The sequence below is a fragment of the Streptomyces sp. NPDC002809 genome, assembly GCF_040295435.1.
Taxonomy (GTDB): Bacteria; Actinomycetota; Actinomycetes; order Streptomycetales; family Streptomycetaceae; genus Streptomyces.
Genome location: NZ_JBEOVJ010000001.1, coordinates 188,640 through 205,270, shown reverse-complemented (window position 1 = coordinate 205,270; position 16,631 = coordinate 188,640). Strand labels below are relative to the sequence as shown.

The window sequence follows — 16,631 nt, the reverse complement described above, 5'->3', positions numbered from 1 at the left end:
CCGCTATGAGTTTGTCCACAGTGCTGTCCCCCGGTCCGTGCACAGGTTCTGTGGAGTTCTCCACAGAACCTGGTCCGTCGTCCACATGCCCTGTGGATAACCAGATTGGCTGACGCTTCCGGGACGCCTACCGTGGTCCGGCGCCCCCACCTCGTTTCGGCTCTGAAAACCCGCAGAACCCGACACACCGGAACCGGAGTCGGGCGTCCTGATTGTCGGTGCTGTGCCGTAAGAAAGAGTGGCACGGCTAGGTCCGCGGAGCGGACGGGAGGAGGTGGCCGGATGAGCATTCCCGAGCCTTTGGACGACCCCTGGGCCGACACCGGTCCCAGCGACCGTCTGCCTGTTTCCCGCCAGCGACGGGGCGAGGGCAAGGATCGCGGTGAGCAGCACGACCGGGGCCGGGAGGGCAACAGCTGGGAGGGCGGCTCCTCCGGATTCGAACGGGTGCCGCCCCAGGACCTCGACGCCGAACAGTCCGTCCTCGGTGGCATGCTCCTGTCCAAGGACGCCATCGCCGACGTCGTGGAGATCATCAAGGGTCACGACTTCTATCGTCCCGCGCACGAGACCGTCTACCAGGCGATCCTCGACCTCTATGCCAAGGGCGAGCCGGCCGACCCGATCACGGTGGCGGCCGAGCTGGTCAAGCGCGGCGAGATCACCAAGGTGGGCGGAGCTCCTTATCTGCACACCCTGGTCCAGTCGGTGCCGACCGCGGCCAACGCTTCGTACTACGCGGAGATCGTTCACGAGCGCGCCGTCCTGCGGCGACTCGTCGAGGCGGGCACAAAGATCACGCAGATGGGATACGCGGCCGACGGCGACGTCGACGACATCGTCAACTCCGCCCAGGCCGAGATCTATGCCGTCACCGAGCAGCGGACCAGTGAGGACTACCTGCCGCTCGGCGACATCATGGAGGGCGCGCTCGACGAGATCGAGGCGATCGGTTCACGCAGCGGCGAGATGACCGGTGTGCCGACCGGATTCACCGACCTCGACGCCCTGACCAACGGCCTTCACCCTGGCCAGATGGTCGTCATCGCGGCCCGGCCCGCCATGGGTAAGTCCACGCTCGCTCTCGACTTCGCCCGCGCCTGCTCGATCAAGAGCAACCTGCCCAGCGTGATCTTCTCCCTCGAAATGGGGCGGAACGAGATCGCGATGCGACTGCTGTCCGCCGAGGCGCGGGTGGCGCTCCACCACATGCGCTCGGGCACCATGACGGACGAGGACTGGACCCGGCTGGCGCGGCGGATGCCCGATGTCTCGGCGGCCCCGCTCTACATCGACGACTCCCCGAACCTCTCCATGATGGAGATCCGGGCCAAGTGCCGCCGCCTCAAGCAGCGGAACGACCTCAAGCTGGTGGTCATCGACTATCTGCAGCTGATGCAGTCCGGTGGTTCCAAGCGTGCCGAGAGCCGTCAGCAGGAGGTCTCGGACATGTCCCGAAACCTCAAGCTGCTGGCCAAGGAACTCCAGCTGCCGGTCATCGCGCTCTCCCAGCTGAACCGTGGACCGGAGCAGCGCACGGACAAGAAGCCGATGGTCTCGGACCTCCGTGAATCCGGATCGATCGAGCAGGACGCCGACATGGTGATCCTGCTGCACCGTGAGGACGCCTACGAGAAGGAGTCGCCACGTGCGGGCGAGGCGGACCTGATCGTGGCCAAGCACCGTAACGGTCCGACGGCGACGATCACTGTCGCCTTCCAGGGCCACTACTCGCGCTTCGTGGACATGGCGCAGACCTGATCCGGATTGTGGCGTCTCGGATTTGCGCGCCACAACCTCACGATGTTGACACCGCTCGCGGTATCTAACGCAGCACCCCCTGCGGCATCTACCGCGCCACCGAACGTGGTAGATGCCGCGGTACCGCCCCCGGTGGCTTTGCTCACGAGTGCCGGCAGCGATTGTTCAGCCTGTTGGGAAGCACTTGTTCAGGGCCAGGTTCGATTTTCACGAGGCCGGGCAGCACCTCGCTGGGTGTCTGAGAAGCCGGGCGAGGTGAGCCTGCCGGTGCCCGGGCCGACTGCTTCCGCGGAGTGATCAGTGTGGCGGCCCGAGGTCAGCTGAGCCGAGTGGTGGCGTACGCCTCGATGGCGTCGCGCTGGTACGCGGCCAGGCCCGGTGCGATCGCCTCGTACGCGGCGCGCCATGCGCTGTTGTCCACGCAGGAGCGCCCGATGGTGCGGTACTCCTCGGCCGACACGGGCCGCAGCTCGGTCATGGCCTGGTACTGGGCGTCGATCTGGGCCTGCACGGGCGCGGCGTCGGACGGGTGGCCGGCGGCCATGAGGTCGGCCAGCAGGATCATCTGTGTCGTGCGCTCGCGCTGTCCGGCCTCGATGTCCTGCGAGGTCATTGCGGCGACCGTGCGGGCGACTTCTTCGGCGTGCTCGGGGAAGCCGCTCAGGCTCTCCTGGTATTGGGAGGGCTGGATGCCCTCGAACAGGTTCTCCGGTCGGTTGATGCTCATGGGATTGCCGTCCTTTCCGGACTGTTCCAGTTCGGCGATCGTGCGGAAGACAGTGCCTGCCAGGGCGTCGAGCCGGTCCCGCTCGGCGAGCAGCCGCCGGTGGTGGCCGCGCAGGGCGTCCACCTCATCGACCTGCTCGGCCAGGATCCGGCCGACCTCGGGAAGCCCTACGCCCAGCGCCCGCAGTACGAGAATCCGCTGCAGCCGCAGCAGCTGGTGCTCGTCGTAGTAGCGGTGGCCGTTGGCCCCGAACCGGGCAGGCGGCAGCAGGCCGACTTCGTCGTAGTGCCGCAGGGTTCGTGCGGTCACGCCCGACATCCGGGCGACCTCCGCGATGGGCCAGTCCATCGCGGCCCCCTCTCGATCGCGCCACCGGGCCGGTTTCTCCGGCCCTGCTCAAGACGGTAGAAGCTGCCGCAGCGGCAACCGCAAGCTCCGCACCCGGACTCACCCGGTTCCTGCTCTGCGACTACGCGGACGATGTCCACGGCGGACCCCGATCAAGGACGGCTGCTGCCGAGACCCGTGAACATTTTGCTGCCGTCATAGCTGCGCTGTGCCACCCGGACCGCCGCCAAAACGCTGCCCTCTCCCGTGAACGGAGCCACTCCGGCATCCAACGGAGATGTCGCAGATCAAAGGAGTGCGGCTGCGACCACGGAGGTTCCATGCACGTAGTCGGCTGTCATGAACCGCCTTTGCCGGCAGCGGGTTCCTGGGTCCCATTTCTCTCCTTGACCAGTTGCACGGCGGTTCCGGTCCGGTCCTGCGCCCTTGTCCGCCAGGAGGCGAGCGACTTCTGGGCGGCACGGGTATGCAGGTTCGTGGTCCTGCACCCTCTCCTGATCGGCGGCCAGTTGGGCAAGGTCAGCTGCCGCTCCGTCGGAGTCTCCGGCTCTCCCGCGTAATGAGTTCGCCATGCGGCTGTGCGGGAGGTAGTTGTTGACGATGACTTCTCCTGCTGAACAGTTGCTCCCGGGTACGCAGCGCGCTCTGTTGCACCGTATTGCCACCGCCCAGACAGAAGGGCGCTCACCTGCCGTTGCCGCTGCCGTGCAACGGCAGGGACAGGCCGTCTGGAACGGCTCCCGCAGCTGTGTCGACGGCCATGCCCCGGATGCGGACACACAGTTCAGGATCGGATCCCTCACCAAGACGTTCACTGCCGTGCTGGTGATGCGGCTGCGGGACGAAGGCCTGCTGGATCTGGGCGATCCCCTGGAAAAGCACCTGCCCGGTACGGGCGCGGGCGACGTCACTATTCATCAACTGCTCGGCCACAGTGCGGGGCTCGGTGCCGAGTCGCCCGCACCCTGGTGGGAGCGGACGCCTGGCAGTCTGCGGCCCGGCCTTGCAGATGTGCTCGGCGATCAGAGCAGGATGCATCCTCCCGGCCGTCGGCATCACTACTCCAACCCGGGCTACACACTGCTCGGAGCGCTGATCGAAGCGGCGCGCGGAGTTTCGTGGGCAGAGGTGCTGCGGAACGAGGTGCTGGAGCCCCTGGGCATGCACCGGACGAGCCCGCAGGCGCAGGCCCCGCACGCCGGCGGCTGGGCCGTCCATCCGTGGGCGGACGTCATGCTGCCCGAACCGGCCGAGGACCTCGGGCTGATGGCGCCGGCGGGCCAGCTCTGGTCCACCACTGCCGATCTCCTGCGATTCGCCGCCTTCCTTGCAGAGGGAGACGACCGGGTACTCACGGCCGCGTCCGTGACCGAGATGAGGGAGCCGGCGGCGGCGCCGGAGGCGGGGGACTGGGATGGTCATTACGGCCTGGGCCTCCAGGTGGTCCGGAGGAAGGGCCGCACCCTCATCGGGCACACGGGGTCGCTACCCGGCTTCCTGGCGGCGCTCTGGTTCAGCGTCGAAGACGATGTGGCTGTTGTCCTGTTCGCCAACGTCACGTCCGGGGTGATGATCGGTGAGGTGGCTGCCGAACTCGTGGACATCGTCGCCGAGGCCGAACCACGTATTCCGGAGCCGTGGCGCCCGCTGCCCGTGGTTGACGCGCAGCTTCTGGCGCTGACAGGCCCTTGGTACTGGGGTACGCGGACGAACATGCTGCGGCTGTCTCCCGATGGCGGGCTGGAGCTGAGGGCTCTGAACGGTCAGGGCCGCGGTGCCCGATTCACCGCCCGCCCCGACGGCACCTGGATCGGGCAGGACGGCTACTACGCAGGGGAGACGCTTCGGGTTGTCCGGAACGACGACGGCAGCGTGAACCATCTGGATCTCGGGTCGTTCGTCTTCACGCGTGAGCCGTACGACCCCGCAGCAGCCATTCCGGGTGGCGTGGACGCGGACGGTTGGCGCGGCCTGGGGGATTGAGCTGCCCGGTGAGTTGAGCGGTCCGGCGACTTGGGCGGCCCAGTGAGGCGGGCGGCCCGTTTCACGTGAAACGGCGCGGTCGGCCGCTCAGGCCGTCAACTCCCTTTCCAGCGGCGTGCGGAAGCGCGGTGTGATCCGGGCCTCGCCCACCCAGCCCGCGAGCCGGGATGCTTCCGCCTCGATGGCGGCGGAAGCATCCCGGCCTGCGTCGGTGAGAAGCCGCCAGACCGGCTCGCCGTCGGCGCGCAGAGCCCAGCCGCCCACGATCCGGCCGTTCCACCACACGGTGGGGCCGACGTTGCCGGAGCGGTCGAAGAGCGCTGCCCGGTGCTCGGCGGGAAGGTGGAATCCGCGATCGGCCCAGCCCATGGCGCTCGGGTCGAGCGCGGGCAGTAGCGCGGCCCAGGGCTCGGGTTCCGGATCGGGCTCGTAGTCCTGCGGTGCGACCCAGGCCGTGGCACCGCTGTCGAGCCGTACTTCCTCGGCGCCGGCGGTTGTCAGTGCCTTGCGGACCTGGCCGAGCCCCCACCCCGTCCACCACTTGAGGTCGGCCTCGGATGCGGGGCCGTACGAACGGAGCCAGTGCAGGGCCAACTCCGCCTGCGCACGGTCGGTTTCCTGCGAGGGCCGGGGCGTGGACGCGGTCCAGCGGAACTGGCTGGAGGTCCAGGACCCTCGGGGCCGGTCCCGGCGGATCCGTCCTTCGGCTGCCAGCACGCGGATGACCCGTGAGGCCACGCCCTGCACCGTCTCCTGCTTCTTCCCGGGGAAGACCGTGATTTTGGTGCGTAGGGCGGGTACGGCGGAAGAGAGCTCGCTGCCCGTGGCGGAACCCCGAGCGGCCAGGACCGCGAGTACGGCCCTCTCGGTTCCGGCCAGCCACTGGTCGTCCAGCCCGTTGCCGTCCTCCGTCAGGTGTTTGAGAAGGGTCCGGCGTTCCTTGGCTGCGACGGCGCGCGCGTTCGACGCGTCGACCCGTGGAGCCATCTCCGCCGACACGACGAAGAGGGTGTTGCGCATGGAAAGCAGCCGGACCAGCGAGACGTCCTCGTAGAGGTCCTTCTCCACGGCGTCGATCTCCGGTACCCGGAGCCGTGCGCAGGCGGAGAGGAAGACGGTGGCCGCGTCGGTGGCGTGCAGGGCGACGACTGCGTCGGCCACGGCCACGGGCGAATCCGACCGCACCGAGGGGGCCAGTAGGTGGCGGCGGCCGATCCTGATGCGGCGCTGTTCGTCACTGATGTGGTGCACGGACGATCCCTTGGAGGTCGGGGCCGGGGTCAGAGGGTGAGCTTGAAGCCCACATGGCTGGCCACGAAACCGAGCCGTTCATAGAAGCGATGCGCGTCGGCCCGAGTCGCGTCGGAGGTCAGCTGGACCAACTGGCATGCCTGCCGCCGTGATTCATCCACGGCCCACTGGATCAGCCGCGTACCGAGACCGCTGCCGCGCTCGTCCGCGTGGACGCGGACGCCCTCGATCACCGACCGGGTCGAGCCGCGCCTGGAGAGGCCTGGGATCACCGTCAGCTGGAGCGTCCCGACGATGCGGTCCGCGCGTACGGCGACCATCACATGCTGATGGGGGTCGTCGGCCAGCCGGCGGAACGCCGCGAGGTAGGGGGTGAGATCGTCCGGCGACTCGCGTCGGGCACCCAGCGGATCGTCGGCGAGCATGGCCACGATCTCGGAGAGATCGCCGACGGCCGCAGGACGGATTTCCAGATCGCTCATGATCGGCAGCCTACGCCGCGACCCTGTGCGGGGCCTCTATGCGGGAACCTTCAGCTCCTCGACCGTCCGGACGAGCGGGGCCAGTTCGGGGTTCTTGGCGGCCTCGTCCAGTGCGGCCCGCAGGGCGGTGTCATTGGTCGGCCGGGCCTCGGACAGCAGCTTGAGGCCGGCTTCGGTGACATCGGTGTAGATGCCCCTGCGGTCGGTGTCGCAGAGGTACCGGGTCAGCAGGCCCCGGTTCTCGAGGCGGGTGACCAGACGAGTGGTGGCGCTCTGGCTGAGCACGACGGCGTCGGCCACCTGCTTCATCTGAAGATGACCGCCGGTGCCGTTGTGCTGTCGGCTCAGGACGTCCAGCAGGGAGTACTCCCGCACGCTGAGGCCGTGCCCGGCCTGCAGGGCCCGCTCGATATGGGCCTCGATCTTCCCGTGGAGCAGGGAGAGCGCGCACCAGCCCTGGGAAAGGGCGGTCAGTGCCGGGTCCGTCGCTGTCATGGGTCTCTCCTCCGTGCCGGAGTTGCTTGCGTCCAGGATAGGCGACGAGCGCAATAGCCCGCGCTTGCAATTAGCCCGCGTCTGCAATTATTGTGGACGCCCGTAAGGCGCAGACGCAATCTCCAGGGAAGGTGAACCCATGCCGCTCGCGCTCCTCGCCCTCGCCATCGGGGCATTCGGTATCGGAACGACCGAGTTCGTGATCATGGGGCTGCTCCCCGAGGTGGCTGCGGACTTCCAGGTGTCGATCCCGACCGCAGGCTTCCTCGTCACCGGCTATGCGCTCGGTGTCGTCATCGGAGCCCCTCTGATGACCCTTCTCGGCACCAGGGTCAGCCGCAAGCGCATGCTGATGATCCTTATGGCGCTGTTCGTCATCGGCAACGTGGTCTCCGCGACCGCCCCCGTCTTCGGAGTGATGCTCGCGGGCCGGGTGATCGCTTCACTCGCCCACGGCGCCTTCTTCGGCATCGGATCGGTGGTGGCAGCCGATCTGGTCGCCCCGCACAAGAAGGCCGGTGCGATCGCCATGATGTTCACGGGCCTCACGGTCGCCAACGTCGTCGGTGTGCCGCTGGGCACCTACATCGGCCAGAGCGCCGGCTGGCGGAGCACGTTCTTCGTCGTCGCCGCTCTCGGTGTCATCGGTCTGCTCGGAGTGGCCCGGCTCGTTCCCGACCAGCCCCGCCCCGAAGGGGTCCGGCTCCGCCACGAGCTCGCCGCCTTCCGTAACGTGCAGGTACTGCTCGCCATGGCGATGACCGTGCTGGGCTTCGGCGGAGTCTTCGCCGCGATCACGTACATCACGCCGATGATGACGGAGATCGCCGGCTACTCGGCCTCCTCCGTCACCTGGCTGCTGGTGCTCTTCGGCCTCGGCATGGTCGGAGGGAATCTGCTTGGCGGCAGGTTCGCCGACCGCCGTCTGATGCCGCTGCTGTACGTGTCGCTGGGTGGGCTCGCCGTCGTCCTGTCACTGTTCACGCTGACCGCCCACAACCAGATCGCAGCAGCCGTCACCATCTTCCTGATCGGTGGCCTGGGCTTCGCGACCGTGCCCCCACTGCAGAAGCGGGTGCTCGACCAGGCGGCCGGCGCCCCGACTCTCGCCTCCGCGGTGAACATCGGCGCCTTCAATCTCGGAAACGCCCTGTCCGCATGGCTCGGCGGCATCGTCATCGCCGCCGGTCTCGGCTACACCGCACCCAACTGGGTCGGTGCGGTGCTCGCAGCCTCCGCGCTGGTGCTCGCCATCGTCTCCAGCACCCTGGAGCGCCGCACGGCCACCCGGAGCAGCCTCGTGACCACCCACGCTCCGGAGTCGGCCGCTGCACCGGCGACCACCCGGCACTGACCACCCCGTATCCCCCACCCCTCACCGCACCACACCAAGGAGTTCCCCCATGAGCACGCTCACCGCCGCCGTAGCCCCCCTGACCACGCAGGACGCGGAGGCACTGATCGAGGCGGCCCGTACGGCCGCCGAGGCCGCAGGCGTCGCGGCAGCTGTAACCGTCCTGGACGCGGGCGGCCATCTGCTGGCCTTCCGCCGCGACGACCGGGCCGTTCTCATCGCCGGCGAGACCAGCACCCGCAAGGCGTACACGGCGCTGCAGCTCGACGCCCCCACGGCCGACCTCGTCGATGCGGTCCAGCCCGGCGGGCTCTTCCACACCCTGCCGACCGCACTGGACCGGCCGCTGCTCTTCATCGCCGGGGGTGTCCCGGTCCATCGCGACGGCCGGCTGATCGGCGCCGTCGGGGTCGGTGGCGGTGCGCCCGAGCAGGACCACGGGTTCGCCACCGCTGCCGTGGCCGGTCTCGTCTGAGGTCCCACCTGCCCTGCGCCTGGCAATTCGCTGGTGTCGGCTCCCATGTGCGGAGAATCTCCGTGCATGGGAGCCGACATTCACGGCTTCATCGAGTGTCGGTCACGATGAGCGGAGCCGGAGGATTCGTGGTCGACGGCCATCGGTCCCGACCTGCTCCACCTGGGCCGGGACCATGACGCGTTCGGCTGCCTGTCAGGCGTGCGCAGTTACGGAGGCTTCGTTCCCCTCGCGACGGAGCGGGGTTGGCCGAGCTCATCTCCGACGCCGCACGCGCGGATTTCGACGACTGGGCCGCCGACGCGCACAGCCCCGGTTGGACCGCGTGGAGAGAGTTGAAGTGCGTCGACCGGGACGAGTCCGCCGTAAGCACGGACCGACGGATCCACGAGTACGAAGCGGTGGACGGTACGTGGGTCTTCTCCAAGGCGGCATGGAGCGTCCGCTTCGCCGAAGCGGCTGAGCTCCCGGCTGATCCCGCAACCCGTGCCGACGATCGCTACGGCCGGACGGACTGGCCGGAGGGAGCGGAGTGGCAGGACGGCGACCGTCTCTACCGGCTGGGGCAGTGATCCCGGTGGTCCGAGGACCTGCCAGGCGTCAGCCCGTCGCCACGCTCAGCGGCGCGAAACTCCGTGTCCAGTCCCCCGCCGGTGGCGGGTTCCCGAGTCGCATGACCGTGGTCGCCGTGCCGGGCTCCAGACCGCACGCACCGAGCCAGGCCAGCAACTCTTCGTGACGGGCGTCGATGTCCGCGCGCAACGGCCGGTCCGTCGCCCCGGCGAGGGAGACGATAAGCAGCTTCGCCGTGGCGGTGTCTCTTGCGATCAGCGGTCCGACCACATGGTTGTCCGAGCTGGGCCACAGCGCGGCGTACCCGACGAGCTCCTCGCCGTCCTCGGCGACCCGCAGATGGTCGGCGAAGGCGGGGAGGCGGGCCAGGAGCTGCATCCGGTCGAGACCGAAGGCCTCCGAGTCCAGACGGAGCAGGGCCGGCAGATCGCCTGCCGTGGCAGGGCGGACGGTAGGGCCCGCATCATCGGCCGAACCTGGATGCCCCCCCGTTCTGCTGCTGCCCGGATCCGCGTCCGGCCGCAAGTACCCGCTGACCCGCTGGGTCCGGCCCACCGCTCTGAACCCGAGCTCCTCGTAGAGAGGTTGCCCTGCCGGCGTCGCATGGAGGCTCAGAGGAGCACCCCCGGTCGAGTCGATCACTCGTTGCATCAGGTACCGCCCGACCCCCTGGCGGCTGTAGCGCCCGGCAACCAGAAGCATGCCGATGGCTGCCATGTCCGGACCGTACGAGGTCACCACGCAGGTCGCCATCAGGCCCTTGCCCTCGGGATCGTCGATGCCGTAGGCCGTTCCCGCGGTGAGGAGCAGTCCCCACCGGTGCTCATCGCGGGGCCAGCCGCGGTCCTCGCTGAGATCGGCGCACGGGACCAGATCGTCCCGGGTGAGACGCCGGACGGGTAGGTCGGCGAGCGGGCGGGGCAATGAGCTGGGCATAGGGGTCAGGCTGTCCGACGCAGCGATCGCTCGTCCACCGCTTTAACGGATCTGGTCGAGACACGCAGTCGTCGGCCGCGCCGGGTCGGCCCCCAGGGCTTCAGTACGGAGATCGCGGTCATGAGGAGGTAGGCCGCGGTGGCCACCGAAGGGGCGACGACGAGGCTGATGTCGACACCCCCGCGTTCCGCGGCTTCGTTGATGGCCGGGCGCAACAAGAAGATCGACAGTCCCGTCGTGGCCAGGGTGAGCCAGAACTTCGTCCAGACCCAGCGATGTCTGGCCAGTCCCCAGGGGGTGCCGAGCGAAAGGATCAGGCCGCTGATCAGGGCAGCCAGGGCGACCGGGACGACAAGCCAGTCACCGAAGATCTTCATGGCCCGGGTGGCGGCCTGCGCGGTGACCGGATCGCCGGTCGCGAAAGCGGTGATGCCGAGCGTCAGGAGGCCGGCCGTGAGACCGAGCCAGCTGACGGATACCGAAACATGGATGACGAGGAGGCTTCTGCGGGTGCGGCGCTTGAGTGGTTTCACGTGAAACACGGTGTAGCCGACGGCGAGACAGGTCATCTGCCGAGGGGAGTATCCCCGCGTACTGGCTTCGGCGTACGAGGAGCTTTGGAGCGGGCCCGCGGCGGGGGCCGCTCGCCCGAAAGGTGAGATCCGTCCCCCTCGCAGGGCCGGCCCGAGGCCGCAGGGGCGGGGCCGCCGCGAGTAGATGCGCCCTTGCGGATCAGCCCAGGTCGGGTGCGTGCATCGCTCGGACACCCTCGATATTGCCGTCCAGGTAGTGCCGTAGTGACAGCGGTACGAGGTGAACGGCGGCGATCCCGACCCTGCTGAACGGAACGCGTACGACGTCGTACTCCCCGCAGGGGTCGTCGATCTCGGGGCCGTGGCGCAGGGACAGGTCCATCGATTCGAGTCGGCAGACGAAGAAGTGCTGGACCTTGACGCCCTTCACGCCGCCGCCCTCGATGTGTTCCACGGTGTCGACGAAGCAGGGCACCACATCGGTGATTTTGGCGCCGAGCTCCTCGTCCAGCTCACGGTGCAGGGCTTCGACGACGGTTGTGTCCTCGCGCTCGACCCCACCACCCGGCGTGAGCCAGTACGGGTCCACTCCTGGCTTGGTGCGCTTGATGAGGATGAGGTCGTTGCCATCGAGCAGGACGGCGCGTGCGGTGCGCTTGACCACAGGACGTTCGGTCATGGCAAGAGAGTGGCCCGCGGAACCGGTTCTGAAACACCTGAGGCCTGCCGGACCCTCCTGCGGTCACCAGTCGGCTGCGGCACGCAGCAGCAAATCGTGTGCCCGAGCGAGATGCGGAAGCGCGAGCGTGCCGGTCCGCGCGGCCAGGAAGTAGGTACGCAGGGGTGGAACCGGTGGATCGAGGAGCGCCACCACCTCTCCCCGTTCCAGTGCGCCCTCGCAGAGGTATCGGGGCAGCACGGCGAGCCCTGCCCCCGCCGCCGTGCATTCCAGGACCGCCCGCAGATCCGGAGCGATGACCGCCCCGGCCGCCGCGGGGCGGGTGTCGAAGACCGCCGCCCAATAGCGGGAGACCAGGGGCAGGCTCTCGTGCACCTCGACCACCGGCAGCTGCTCCAGGACCACCGGGCCGTTGCGCCGTAGCGTTCCCGGCCCCAGACGTCCCGCCCACCGGGGTGCTGCGACCAGAACATGCTCCTCGTCGCAGAGCGGGGCGGCGGTGAGCAGCCCGCCGCGCGGCCGGGCCGTGACGATGGCCAGATCATGGTGGCCGGCTGCAAGACCGTCGAGCGTCTCGTCGGTGTCAGCGGAGAACGAGCTGCGCAGTGCGAGCCCCTGGGTGATGAGCGGGGTGAGGGCAGGCAGAGCCCGCAGGGAGGTGAACTCCGGTGGTCCCGCCAGATGCAGCGTCCGTACGCCCGATTCCTCGTCGAGCTCGGTCTCGGCGATCTCGACCAGGGCGTCCAGATGGGGAGCCGCCCGGTGCGCGAGCTCGTCGCCCATGGTGGTGGGTGTCACGCCGCGGGCCCGGCGGAGAAAGAGCGGGCGGCCCAGTTGCCGCTCCAAAGTGCGGATCTGCGAGGTCACGGCGGGCTGGGAGAGGCCGAGCAGCGCGGCAGCGCGGGTGAACGAGCCGGCGCGGTGCACGGTGACGAAGGTGCGTAACAGGGCCAGGTCCATGTCCGTCCCCTCTCACCGCGCGAACCGTCGGACCAGGACAACTATAAATATGTCGATAGGTCGCTGCCGCTACTGTGATTGGACACTGACGCAGAGTCAACTAGCCTTGTCGAGGCGGTTCTTCGCGAGGAGAAGGCGGAGAACCGGGACGGTCCGAGCCACGAGGGGGGAGGCTCGGACCGTCCGTACCGTACCCGCGGTGGGTAGGTCAGCTCCCGGCCACGGCCTCGGCCAGCGCACGTTCGACGTCGGCCACCAGGTCGGCAGCGTTCTCGGCCCCGACGGAGAAGCGGATGAAGCCTTCCGGCACGGCGTCGCCGCCCCAGCGGGCCCGGCGTTCGGCGGTGGAACGTACGCCTCCGAAGCTGGTGGCGTCCTCGGCGAGACGCAGCGCCGAGAGGAAGCGCTCGGCGGTCCCTCGATCCGCCAGTACGAACGACACCACGGAGCCGAAGCGCCGCATCTGCCGCACGGCGGTCGGGTAGGAGGGATCGGTGGGCAGACCGGGGTAGCGCAGTCCGCTCACCTCCGGCTGCTCGGCGAGGGCCTGGGCAAGCACGAGGGCGTTTGCGCACTGCCGCTCGATCCGCAGCTCCAGCGTGGCCAGGGAGCGGTGTGCGAGCCAGGCCTCCATGGGGCCGGGGATCGCGCCGACCACCTTGCGCCAGCGTCGCACCCCCGCCGCCAGCTCGGAGTCTCGGCAAGTCACATGTCCGAGCAGGATGTCGCCGTGCCCGGTCATGCCCTTGGTGTCGCTGGCCACCGAGAAGTCGGCGCCGAGCTCCAGCGGGCGCTGGCCGAGCGGGGTGGCGAGGGTGTTGTCGACCGCCACCAGTGCGCCGCCGGCGTGCGCCGCCTCGACGAGTCGACGCACGTCGCAGACGTCGAGCCCCGGGTTGGACGGGGTCTCGATCCACAGAAGCCGGGCCCCCTCCAGCAGGGCCAGCTGGGCGTCGCCCCCCGTCGGGGCGGTGCGCACCTCGACGCCGTAGGCCTCCAACTGCGCACGTACCAGCGGAAGAGCCTGGTAGCCGTCGTCGGGCAGCACGACGACGTCGCCGGTGCTCACCTGGGACAGCAGGACCGCCGAGATCGCCGCCATGCCGGAGGCGAAGACCGTGGTCTCGACGTGCTCACCCGGCGCTTCGAGTTCCCCGATGGCCCGTTCCAGATGGGTCCAGGTCGGATTGGTGTCACGCCCGTAGGTGTACGGTCCGGTCGGCTCGCCGGACAGATGGAAGTGCGCGGCGAAGACCGGACCGGGGAGAGTGGGCTCGTACTGCTGCGGTTCCGGCAGGCCCGCGCGTACTGCCCGGGTTCCGTCGCCCATGGTGCTCATTCCGTGCCCTCGCTTCTCTCCCCGGTCTGTCGCCGGTCTCGTCGTCACTGTTTCAGGTGCCGAGGGTTCAGTCCTCGTCGGGCAGGACGACGTTCAGCGCCCAGGAAACGATCGAAATGATCAGGCCACCGAGGACGGCGGTCCAGAAGCCGTCGACATGGAAGCTCAGATTCAGCACGTCGGCCAGCCACGAGGTGAGCAGCAGCATCAGGGCGTTCACCACCAGGGTGATCAGCCCCAGTGTGAGGATGAAAAGCGGCAGTGTGAGCAGCTTCACCACCGGCTTGACGAGGAAGTTGACCAGGCCGAAGATCAGCGCGACCAGGATCAGGGTCAGTATCTTGCGTCCGGTGCTGCCGCCGGTCAGCGTGATGTCCTGGAGCAGCCAGATGGCCACGGCCAGTGCACCCGCGTTGGCGATCGTCTTGACTACAAAATTCTTCATGTGTCTGATCGTGGCAGACATGATCGGTGGCGGACACCGGCTGGGCAGAGGCAAGGGGCGGATGGGCCATGAAGGCATTCAGACTGGACGAACTGGAAGCGGAACGGGCCGCCAACGACGGCGCCTACCTTCAGTTCGTCCGCGAACGGAACATGTCTGTCGGTCTGTACGCCCTGGACGCCGGTGAACTCGACCCGCAGCAGCCGCACAACCAGGACGAGGTCTACTTCGTCGTCAGCGGACGCGCTTCGATCACCGTGGGCATGGAAACGACGCAGGTGGGCAGGGGAAGTGTCGTGTATGTACCTGCCGGCACGGCCCACAAGTTCCACCACATCACCGAGGACCTGCGGGTGATGGTGGTCTTCTCGCCGCCCGAGGGCTGAGCCGCACCTCGGGGATCCCTAGGGGATCGATCAGGGGAGTTCAAGGGCTCCGGAGCCCCGCGGCCCGCTCCCGCGCCTCTAGCATCGAAGCAGGAACTCACAGAGACGAGGTAAGGACGATGGCCGTGCGGGAGATATTCGCGGGGATGCCCTGGTGGGTGAAGTGGATCGCGGTGCCTGTCATCGTGATCGTCGTGTTCGGCGGTCTGATCGCCAGCATCGTCGGGTTTGTGATCTGGCTGCTGTTCAAGATCCTGCTCGTCGCGATCCTGGTCGGTGGGCTCGTCTTCGTCGTACGGAAGTTCATGTCGTCCTCCTCCTCACGAAGCGACTGGTAACCGCACGGCCGACCCTGCGGTTAGCCCAGCTGAGCTAAGCGGAGGGCGAAACGGCACCCGGTCCGGATGCTCCCGATACAGTGGCAGTCCGCTGCCGCCACCTGGGAAAACACCGTCAGTCGCCACCCTGACCAGTGGTTTGTACGGCATCCGGCCTTCTGGACCCCAGGCCTGCGGCAGATCTGTGGGGGCGGCCCCCACAGGCGGGCTGACCGCCCGTCACCATGCCTGGGGGTGACCGTTGACCACGGCATCGACTACCGCTGTTCCGACGCTGATCGGATCGGTTCAGCGGGCGCTGAGGCTGCTGGAGGCTGTGGGCACCCATCGCGACGGGGCTCCGGCCAAACAGCTGGCACGGGAAGCGGGACTACCCCTTCCCACCGCCTACCACCTGCTGCGCACCCTGACGCACGAGGGATATCTGCGCAGGGAGAACGGCGTCTTCCTCTTCGGTGCCGCCGCGGAGCGGCTGGTGGACGACGGCGCACTGCAGAATCGTCGCAGCAGAATGACCCAGTCCCTGGGGCGGTGGCGGGACATCATCGGTGCCCCGGTGTACTGCGCCGTCTACCGCGACGGTGAGATCGAACTCGTCGCGGTCGCGGACACCCCCGCTGCGCCGGCGGTGGAGGAGTGGGCGGCCTTCGGCGAGACGGGGCATGCCCATGCGATCGGTCAGTGTCTGCTGAGCCAGCTCGACGAGCAGGCCCGCGAGGACCACCTGGACCGGCATCCGGTACGGCCGCTGACCCGCTACTCCGTGCGTGACCGACCGGCACTCCTTGAGCGGCTGCGGTCGGTCGAGCGTATGGAACCTGTCATCGAACGACAGGAGTACGCCCTCGGGACGGTCTGCGCGGCCATCCCGATCACGGCCGGATTCACGGCCGCCGCGATGGCCATTTCCGTCCCTCTCGACCAGGCAGAACGGTTGCTCCCCGCAGTCGAACGACTACGTGGCGAAGTGGCCAGCCTCTTGCGTTCGTTCGTGTTCTCTATCAGTATCTGAAAAATCACTCCTTGTGATCTGCTATCGGGTGCACCACGATGGCGTCAATAGGGCCATGGGGGATCATTCCTGGCCAGATTCATCTACTGCGGGGTTGAACGATGCGCGAGTCGGTTCAAGCTGAGGTCATGATGAGCTTCCTCGTCTCCGAGGAGCTCTCTTTCCGTATCCCGGTGGAGCTCCGGTACGAAGTGTGCGATCCGTACGCGATCCGGATGACCTTCCATCTGCCCGGCGACGCCCCCGTCACCTGGGCTTTCGGCCGTGAGCTGCTGCTCGACGGTCTCAACAGCCCCAGTGGTGACGGCGATGTACACATCGGGCCGACGGAGCCCGAAGGGCTGTCCGACGTCCACATCCGGCTCCAGGTGGGGGCTGACCGTGCGCTGTTCCGGGCCGGCACGGCACCTCTTGTGGCCTTTCTCGACCGGACGGACAAGCTTGTGCCACTCGGGCAGGAGTGCACGCTGGGTGACTTCGAGGGCAATCTGGAAGAAGCGCTGGGGCGGATTCTGGCCGAGGAACAGAACGCCGGCTGACGAAGGCCGTGCCCA

At 68.3% G+C, this 16,631-nt stretch carries 19 protein-coding genes; 9 read left to right on the top strand and 10 right to left on the bottom strand.

Annotated features, from left to right (window positions below):
* Positions 1 to 282 precede the first annotated feature (282 nt).
* Positions 283 to 1,761 carry a replicative DNA helicase gene (gene dnaB, locus ABT025_RS00920; RefSeq protein WP_350988346.1) on the top strand — a complete coding sequence of 493 codons (1,479 nt, stop codon included), beginning with the start codon at positions 283 to 285 and terminating at the stop codon, positions 1,759 to 1,761.
* 316 nt (positions 1,762 to 2,077) lie between these two features.
* Here dnaB and ABT025_RS00915 read toward each other — a convergent pair whose 3' ends face one another.
* Entirely contained in the window at positions 2,078 to 2,836 is a 759-nt protein-coding gene (locus tag ABT025_RS00915; RefSeq protein ID WP_350988344.1) for a MerR family transcriptional regulator, read from the bottom strand.
* A gap of 600 nt (positions 2,837 to 3,436) precedes the next feature.
* Between ABT025_RS00915 and ABT025_RS00910 the strand changes: the two genes are divergently transcribed.
* Positions 3,437 to 4,819 (top strand): serine hydrolase domain-containing protein, encoded by a 1,383-nt coding sequence (locus ABT025_RS00910; protein WP_350988342.1) that lies wholly within the window; start codon positions 3,437 to 3,439, stop codon positions 4,817 to 4,819.
* Positions 4,820 to 4,906: 87 nt separating this feature from the next.
* Here ABT025_RS00910 and ABT025_RS00905 read toward each other — a convergent pair whose 3' ends face one another.
* Genes ABT025_RS00905 through ABT025_RS00895 form a run of 3 tightly spaced genes read right to left on the bottom strand, consistent with a single transcriptional unit; the run spans position 4,907 to position 7,047 of the window.
* A complete protein-coding gene (locus tag ABT025_RS00905; RefSeq protein ID WP_350988340.1) occupies positions 4,907 to 6,070 on the bottom strand; it encodes a winged helix DNA-binding domain-containing protein in 1,164 nt (387 codons plus the stop codon).
* Positions 6,071 to 6,099: 29 nt separating this feature from the next.
* Positions 6,100 to 6,552 (bottom strand): GNAT family N-acetyltransferase, encoded by a 453-nt coding sequence (locus ABT025_RS00900; RefSeq protein ID WP_350988338.1) that lies wholly within the window; start codon positions 6,550 to 6,552, stop codon positions 6,100 to 6,102.
* Between the two features lie 36 nt (positions 6,553 to 6,588).
* Positions 6,589 to 7,047 carry a MarR family winged helix-turn-helix transcriptional regulator gene (locus ABT025_RS00895; protein ID WP_350988336.1) on the bottom strand — a complete coding sequence of 153 codons (459 nt, stop codon included), beginning with the start codon at positions 7,045 to 7,047 and terminating at the stop codon, positions 6,589 to 6,591.
* A 139-nt stretch (positions 7,048 to 7,186) separates the two neighbouring features.
* Here ABT025_RS00895 and ABT025_RS00890 point away from each other — a divergent pair, with 139 nt between their 5' ends.
* The 3 genes from ABT025_RS00890 (at position 7,187) to ABT025_RS00880 (ending at position 9,448) form a co-directional block, all read left to right on the top strand.
* Entirely contained in the window at positions 7,187 to 8,401 is a 1,215-nt protein-coding gene (locus tag ABT025_RS00890) for an MFS transporter (RefSeq protein ID WP_350988334.1), read from the top strand.
* Between the two features lie 49 nt (positions 8,402 to 8,450).
* Positions 8,451 to 8,876 (top strand): GlcG/HbpS family heme-binding protein, encoded by a 426-nt coding sequence (locus tag ABT025_RS00885; RefSeq protein ID WP_350988332.1) that lies wholly within the window; start codon positions 8,451 to 8,453, stop codon positions 8,874 to 8,876.
* A gap of 245 nt (positions 8,877 to 9,121) precedes the next feature.
* Positions 9,122 to 9,448 (top strand): hypothetical protein, encoded by a 327-nt coding sequence (locus ABT025_RS00880; protein ID WP_350988330.1) that lies wholly within the window; start codon positions 9,122 to 9,124, stop codon positions 9,446 to 9,448.
* Positions 9,449 to 9,476: 28 nt separating this feature from the next.
* Here the strand turns inward: ABT025_RS00880 and ABT025_RS00875 are convergent, their stop codons facing one another.
* From ABT025_RS00875 to ABT025_RS00850, 6 genes are all read right to left on the bottom strand, one after another.
* Complete coding sequence (locus ABT025_RS00875) at positions 9,477 to 10,385, bottom strand: GNAT family N-acetyltransferase (RefSeq protein WP_350988328.1); 909 nt, start codon at positions 10,383 to 10,385, stop codon at positions 9,477 to 9,479.
* Positions 10,386 to 10,390: 5 nt separating this feature from the next.
* A complete protein-coding gene (locus ABT025_RS00870; RefSeq protein WP_350988326.1) occupies positions 10,391 to 10,918 on the bottom strand; it encodes a DUF2269 domain-containing protein in 528 nt (175 codons plus the stop codon).
* A 199-nt stretch (positions 10,919 to 11,117) separates the two neighbouring features.
* Positions 11,118 to 11,597 carry an NUDIX domain-containing protein gene (locus ABT025_RS00865; protein ID WP_350988324.1) on the bottom strand — a complete coding sequence of 160 codons (480 nt, stop codon included), beginning with the start codon at positions 11,595 to 11,597 and terminating at the stop codon, positions 11,118 to 11,120.
* Between the two features lie 63 nt (positions 11,598 to 11,660).
* Entirely contained in the window at positions 11,661 to 12,557 is an 897-nt protein-coding gene (locus ABT025_RS00860; protein ID WP_350988322.1) for a LysR family transcriptional regulator, read from the bottom strand.
* Between the two features lie 208 nt (positions 12,558 to 12,765).
* The gene (locus tag ABT025_RS00855; protein WP_350988320.1) at positions 12,766 to 13,896 is read right to left on the bottom strand and encodes a cystathionine gamma-lyase; all 1,131 of its coding nucleotides are present in this window, start codon (positions 13,894 to 13,896) and stop codon (positions 12,766 to 12,768) included.
* A gap of 67 nt (positions 13,897 to 13,963) precedes the next feature.
* Positions 13,964 to 14,341 (bottom strand): phage holin family protein, encoded by a 378-nt coding sequence (locus ABT025_RS00850; RefSeq protein WP_350988318.1) that lies wholly within the window; start codon positions 14,339 to 14,341, stop codon positions 13,964 to 13,966.
* Positions 14,342 to 14,409: 68 nt separating this feature from the next.
* Here ABT025_RS00850 and ABT025_RS00845 point away from each other — a divergent pair, with 68 nt between their 5' ends.
* The 4 genes from ABT025_RS00845 (at position 14,410) to ABT025_RS00830 (ending at position 16,616) form a co-directional block, all read left to right on the top strand.
* Complete coding sequence (locus ABT025_RS00845) at positions 14,410 to 14,727, top strand: cupin domain-containing protein (protein ID WP_350988316.1); 318 nt, start codon at positions 14,410 to 14,412, stop codon at positions 14,725 to 14,727.
* A gap of 125 nt (positions 14,728 to 14,852) precedes the next feature.
* A complete protein-coding gene (locus tag ABT025_RS00840) occupies positions 14,853 to 15,065 on the top strand; it encodes a DUF5326 family protein (protein ID WP_350988314.1) in 213 nt (70 codons plus the stop codon).
* A 241-nt stretch (positions 15,066 to 15,306) separates the two neighbouring features.
* Positions 15,307 to 16,077, top strand: a complete 771-nt coding sequence (locus ABT025_RS00835) for an IclR family transcriptional regulator (RefSeq protein WP_350988312.1) — start codon at positions 15,307 to 15,309, stop codon at positions 16,075 to 16,077.
* 101 nt (positions 16,078 to 16,178) lie between these two features.
* On the top strand, positions 16,179 to 16,616 hold the full coding sequence (locus tag ABT025_RS00830; protein WP_114245561.1) for an SsgA family sporulation/cell division regulator: 438 nt from the start codon (positions 16,179 to 16,181) through the stop codon (positions 16,614 to 16,616).
* Positions 16,617 to 16,631 lie beyond the last annotated feature (15 nt).

What these genes read in the sequence shown, in the direction of transcription:
- ABT025_RS00850 (WP_350988318.1), bottom strand. Translation starts at nt 14,341, where the DNA reads ATGAAGAATTTTGTAGTCAAGACGATCGCCAACGCGGGTGCACTGGCC.
- ABT025_RS00890 (WP_350988334.1), top strand. Translation starts at nt 7,187, where the DNA reads ATGCCGCTCGCGCTCCTCGCCCTCGCCATCGGGGCATTCGGTATCGGA.
- ABT025_RS00830 (WP_114245561.1), top strand. Translation starts at nt 16,179, where the DNA reads ATGCGCGAGTCGGTTCAAGCTGAGGTCATGATGAGCTTCCTCGTCTCC.
- ABT025_RS00915 (WP_350988344.1), bottom strand. Translation starts at nt 2,836, where the DNA reads ATGGACTGGCCCATCGCGGAGGTCGCCCGGATGTCGGGCGTGACCGCA.
- ABT025_RS00885 (WP_350988332.1), top strand. Translation starts at nt 8,451, where the DNA reads ATGAGCACGCTCACCGCCGCCGTAGCCCCCCTGACCACGCAGGACGCG.
- ABT025_RS00865 (WP_350988324.1), bottom strand. Translation starts at nt 11,597, where the DNA reads ATGACCGAACGTCCTGTGGTCAAGCGCACCGCACGCGCCGTCCTGCTC.
- ABT025_RS00860 (WP_350988322.1), bottom strand. Translation starts at nt 12,557, where the DNA reads ATGGACCTGGCCCTGTTACGCACCTTCGTCACCGTGCACCGCGCCGGC.
- ABT025_RS00895 (WP_350988336.1), bottom strand. Translation starts at nt 7,047, where the DNA reads ATGACAGCGACGGACCCGGCACTGACCGCCCTTTCCCAGGGCTGGTGC.
- ABT025_RS00845 (WP_350988316.1), top strand. Translation starts at nt 14,410, where the DNA reads ATGAAGGCATTCAGACTGGACGAACTGGAAGCGGAACGGGCCGCCAAC.
- ABT025_RS00900 (WP_350988338.1), bottom strand. Translation starts at nt 6,552, where the DNA reads ATGAGCGATCTGGAAATCCGTCCTGCGGCCGTCGGCGATCTCTCCGAG.
- ABT025_RS00910 (WP_350988342.1), top strand. Translation starts at nt 3,437, where the DNA reads ATGACTTCTCCTGCTGAACAGTTGCTCCCGGGTACGCAGCGCGCTCTG.
- ABT025_RS00855 (WP_350988320.1), bottom strand. Translation starts at nt 13,896, where the DNA reads ATGAGCACCATGGGCGACGGAACCCGGGCAGTACGCGCGGGCCTGCCG.
- dnaB (WP_350988346.1), top strand. Translation starts at nt 283, where the DNA reads ATGAGCATTCCCGAGCCTTTGGACGACCCCTGGGCCGACACCGGTCCC.
- ABT025_RS00875 (WP_350988328.1), bottom strand. Translation starts at nt 10,385, where the DNA reads ATGCCCAGCTCATTGCCCCGCCCGCTCGCCGACCTACCCGTCCGGCGT.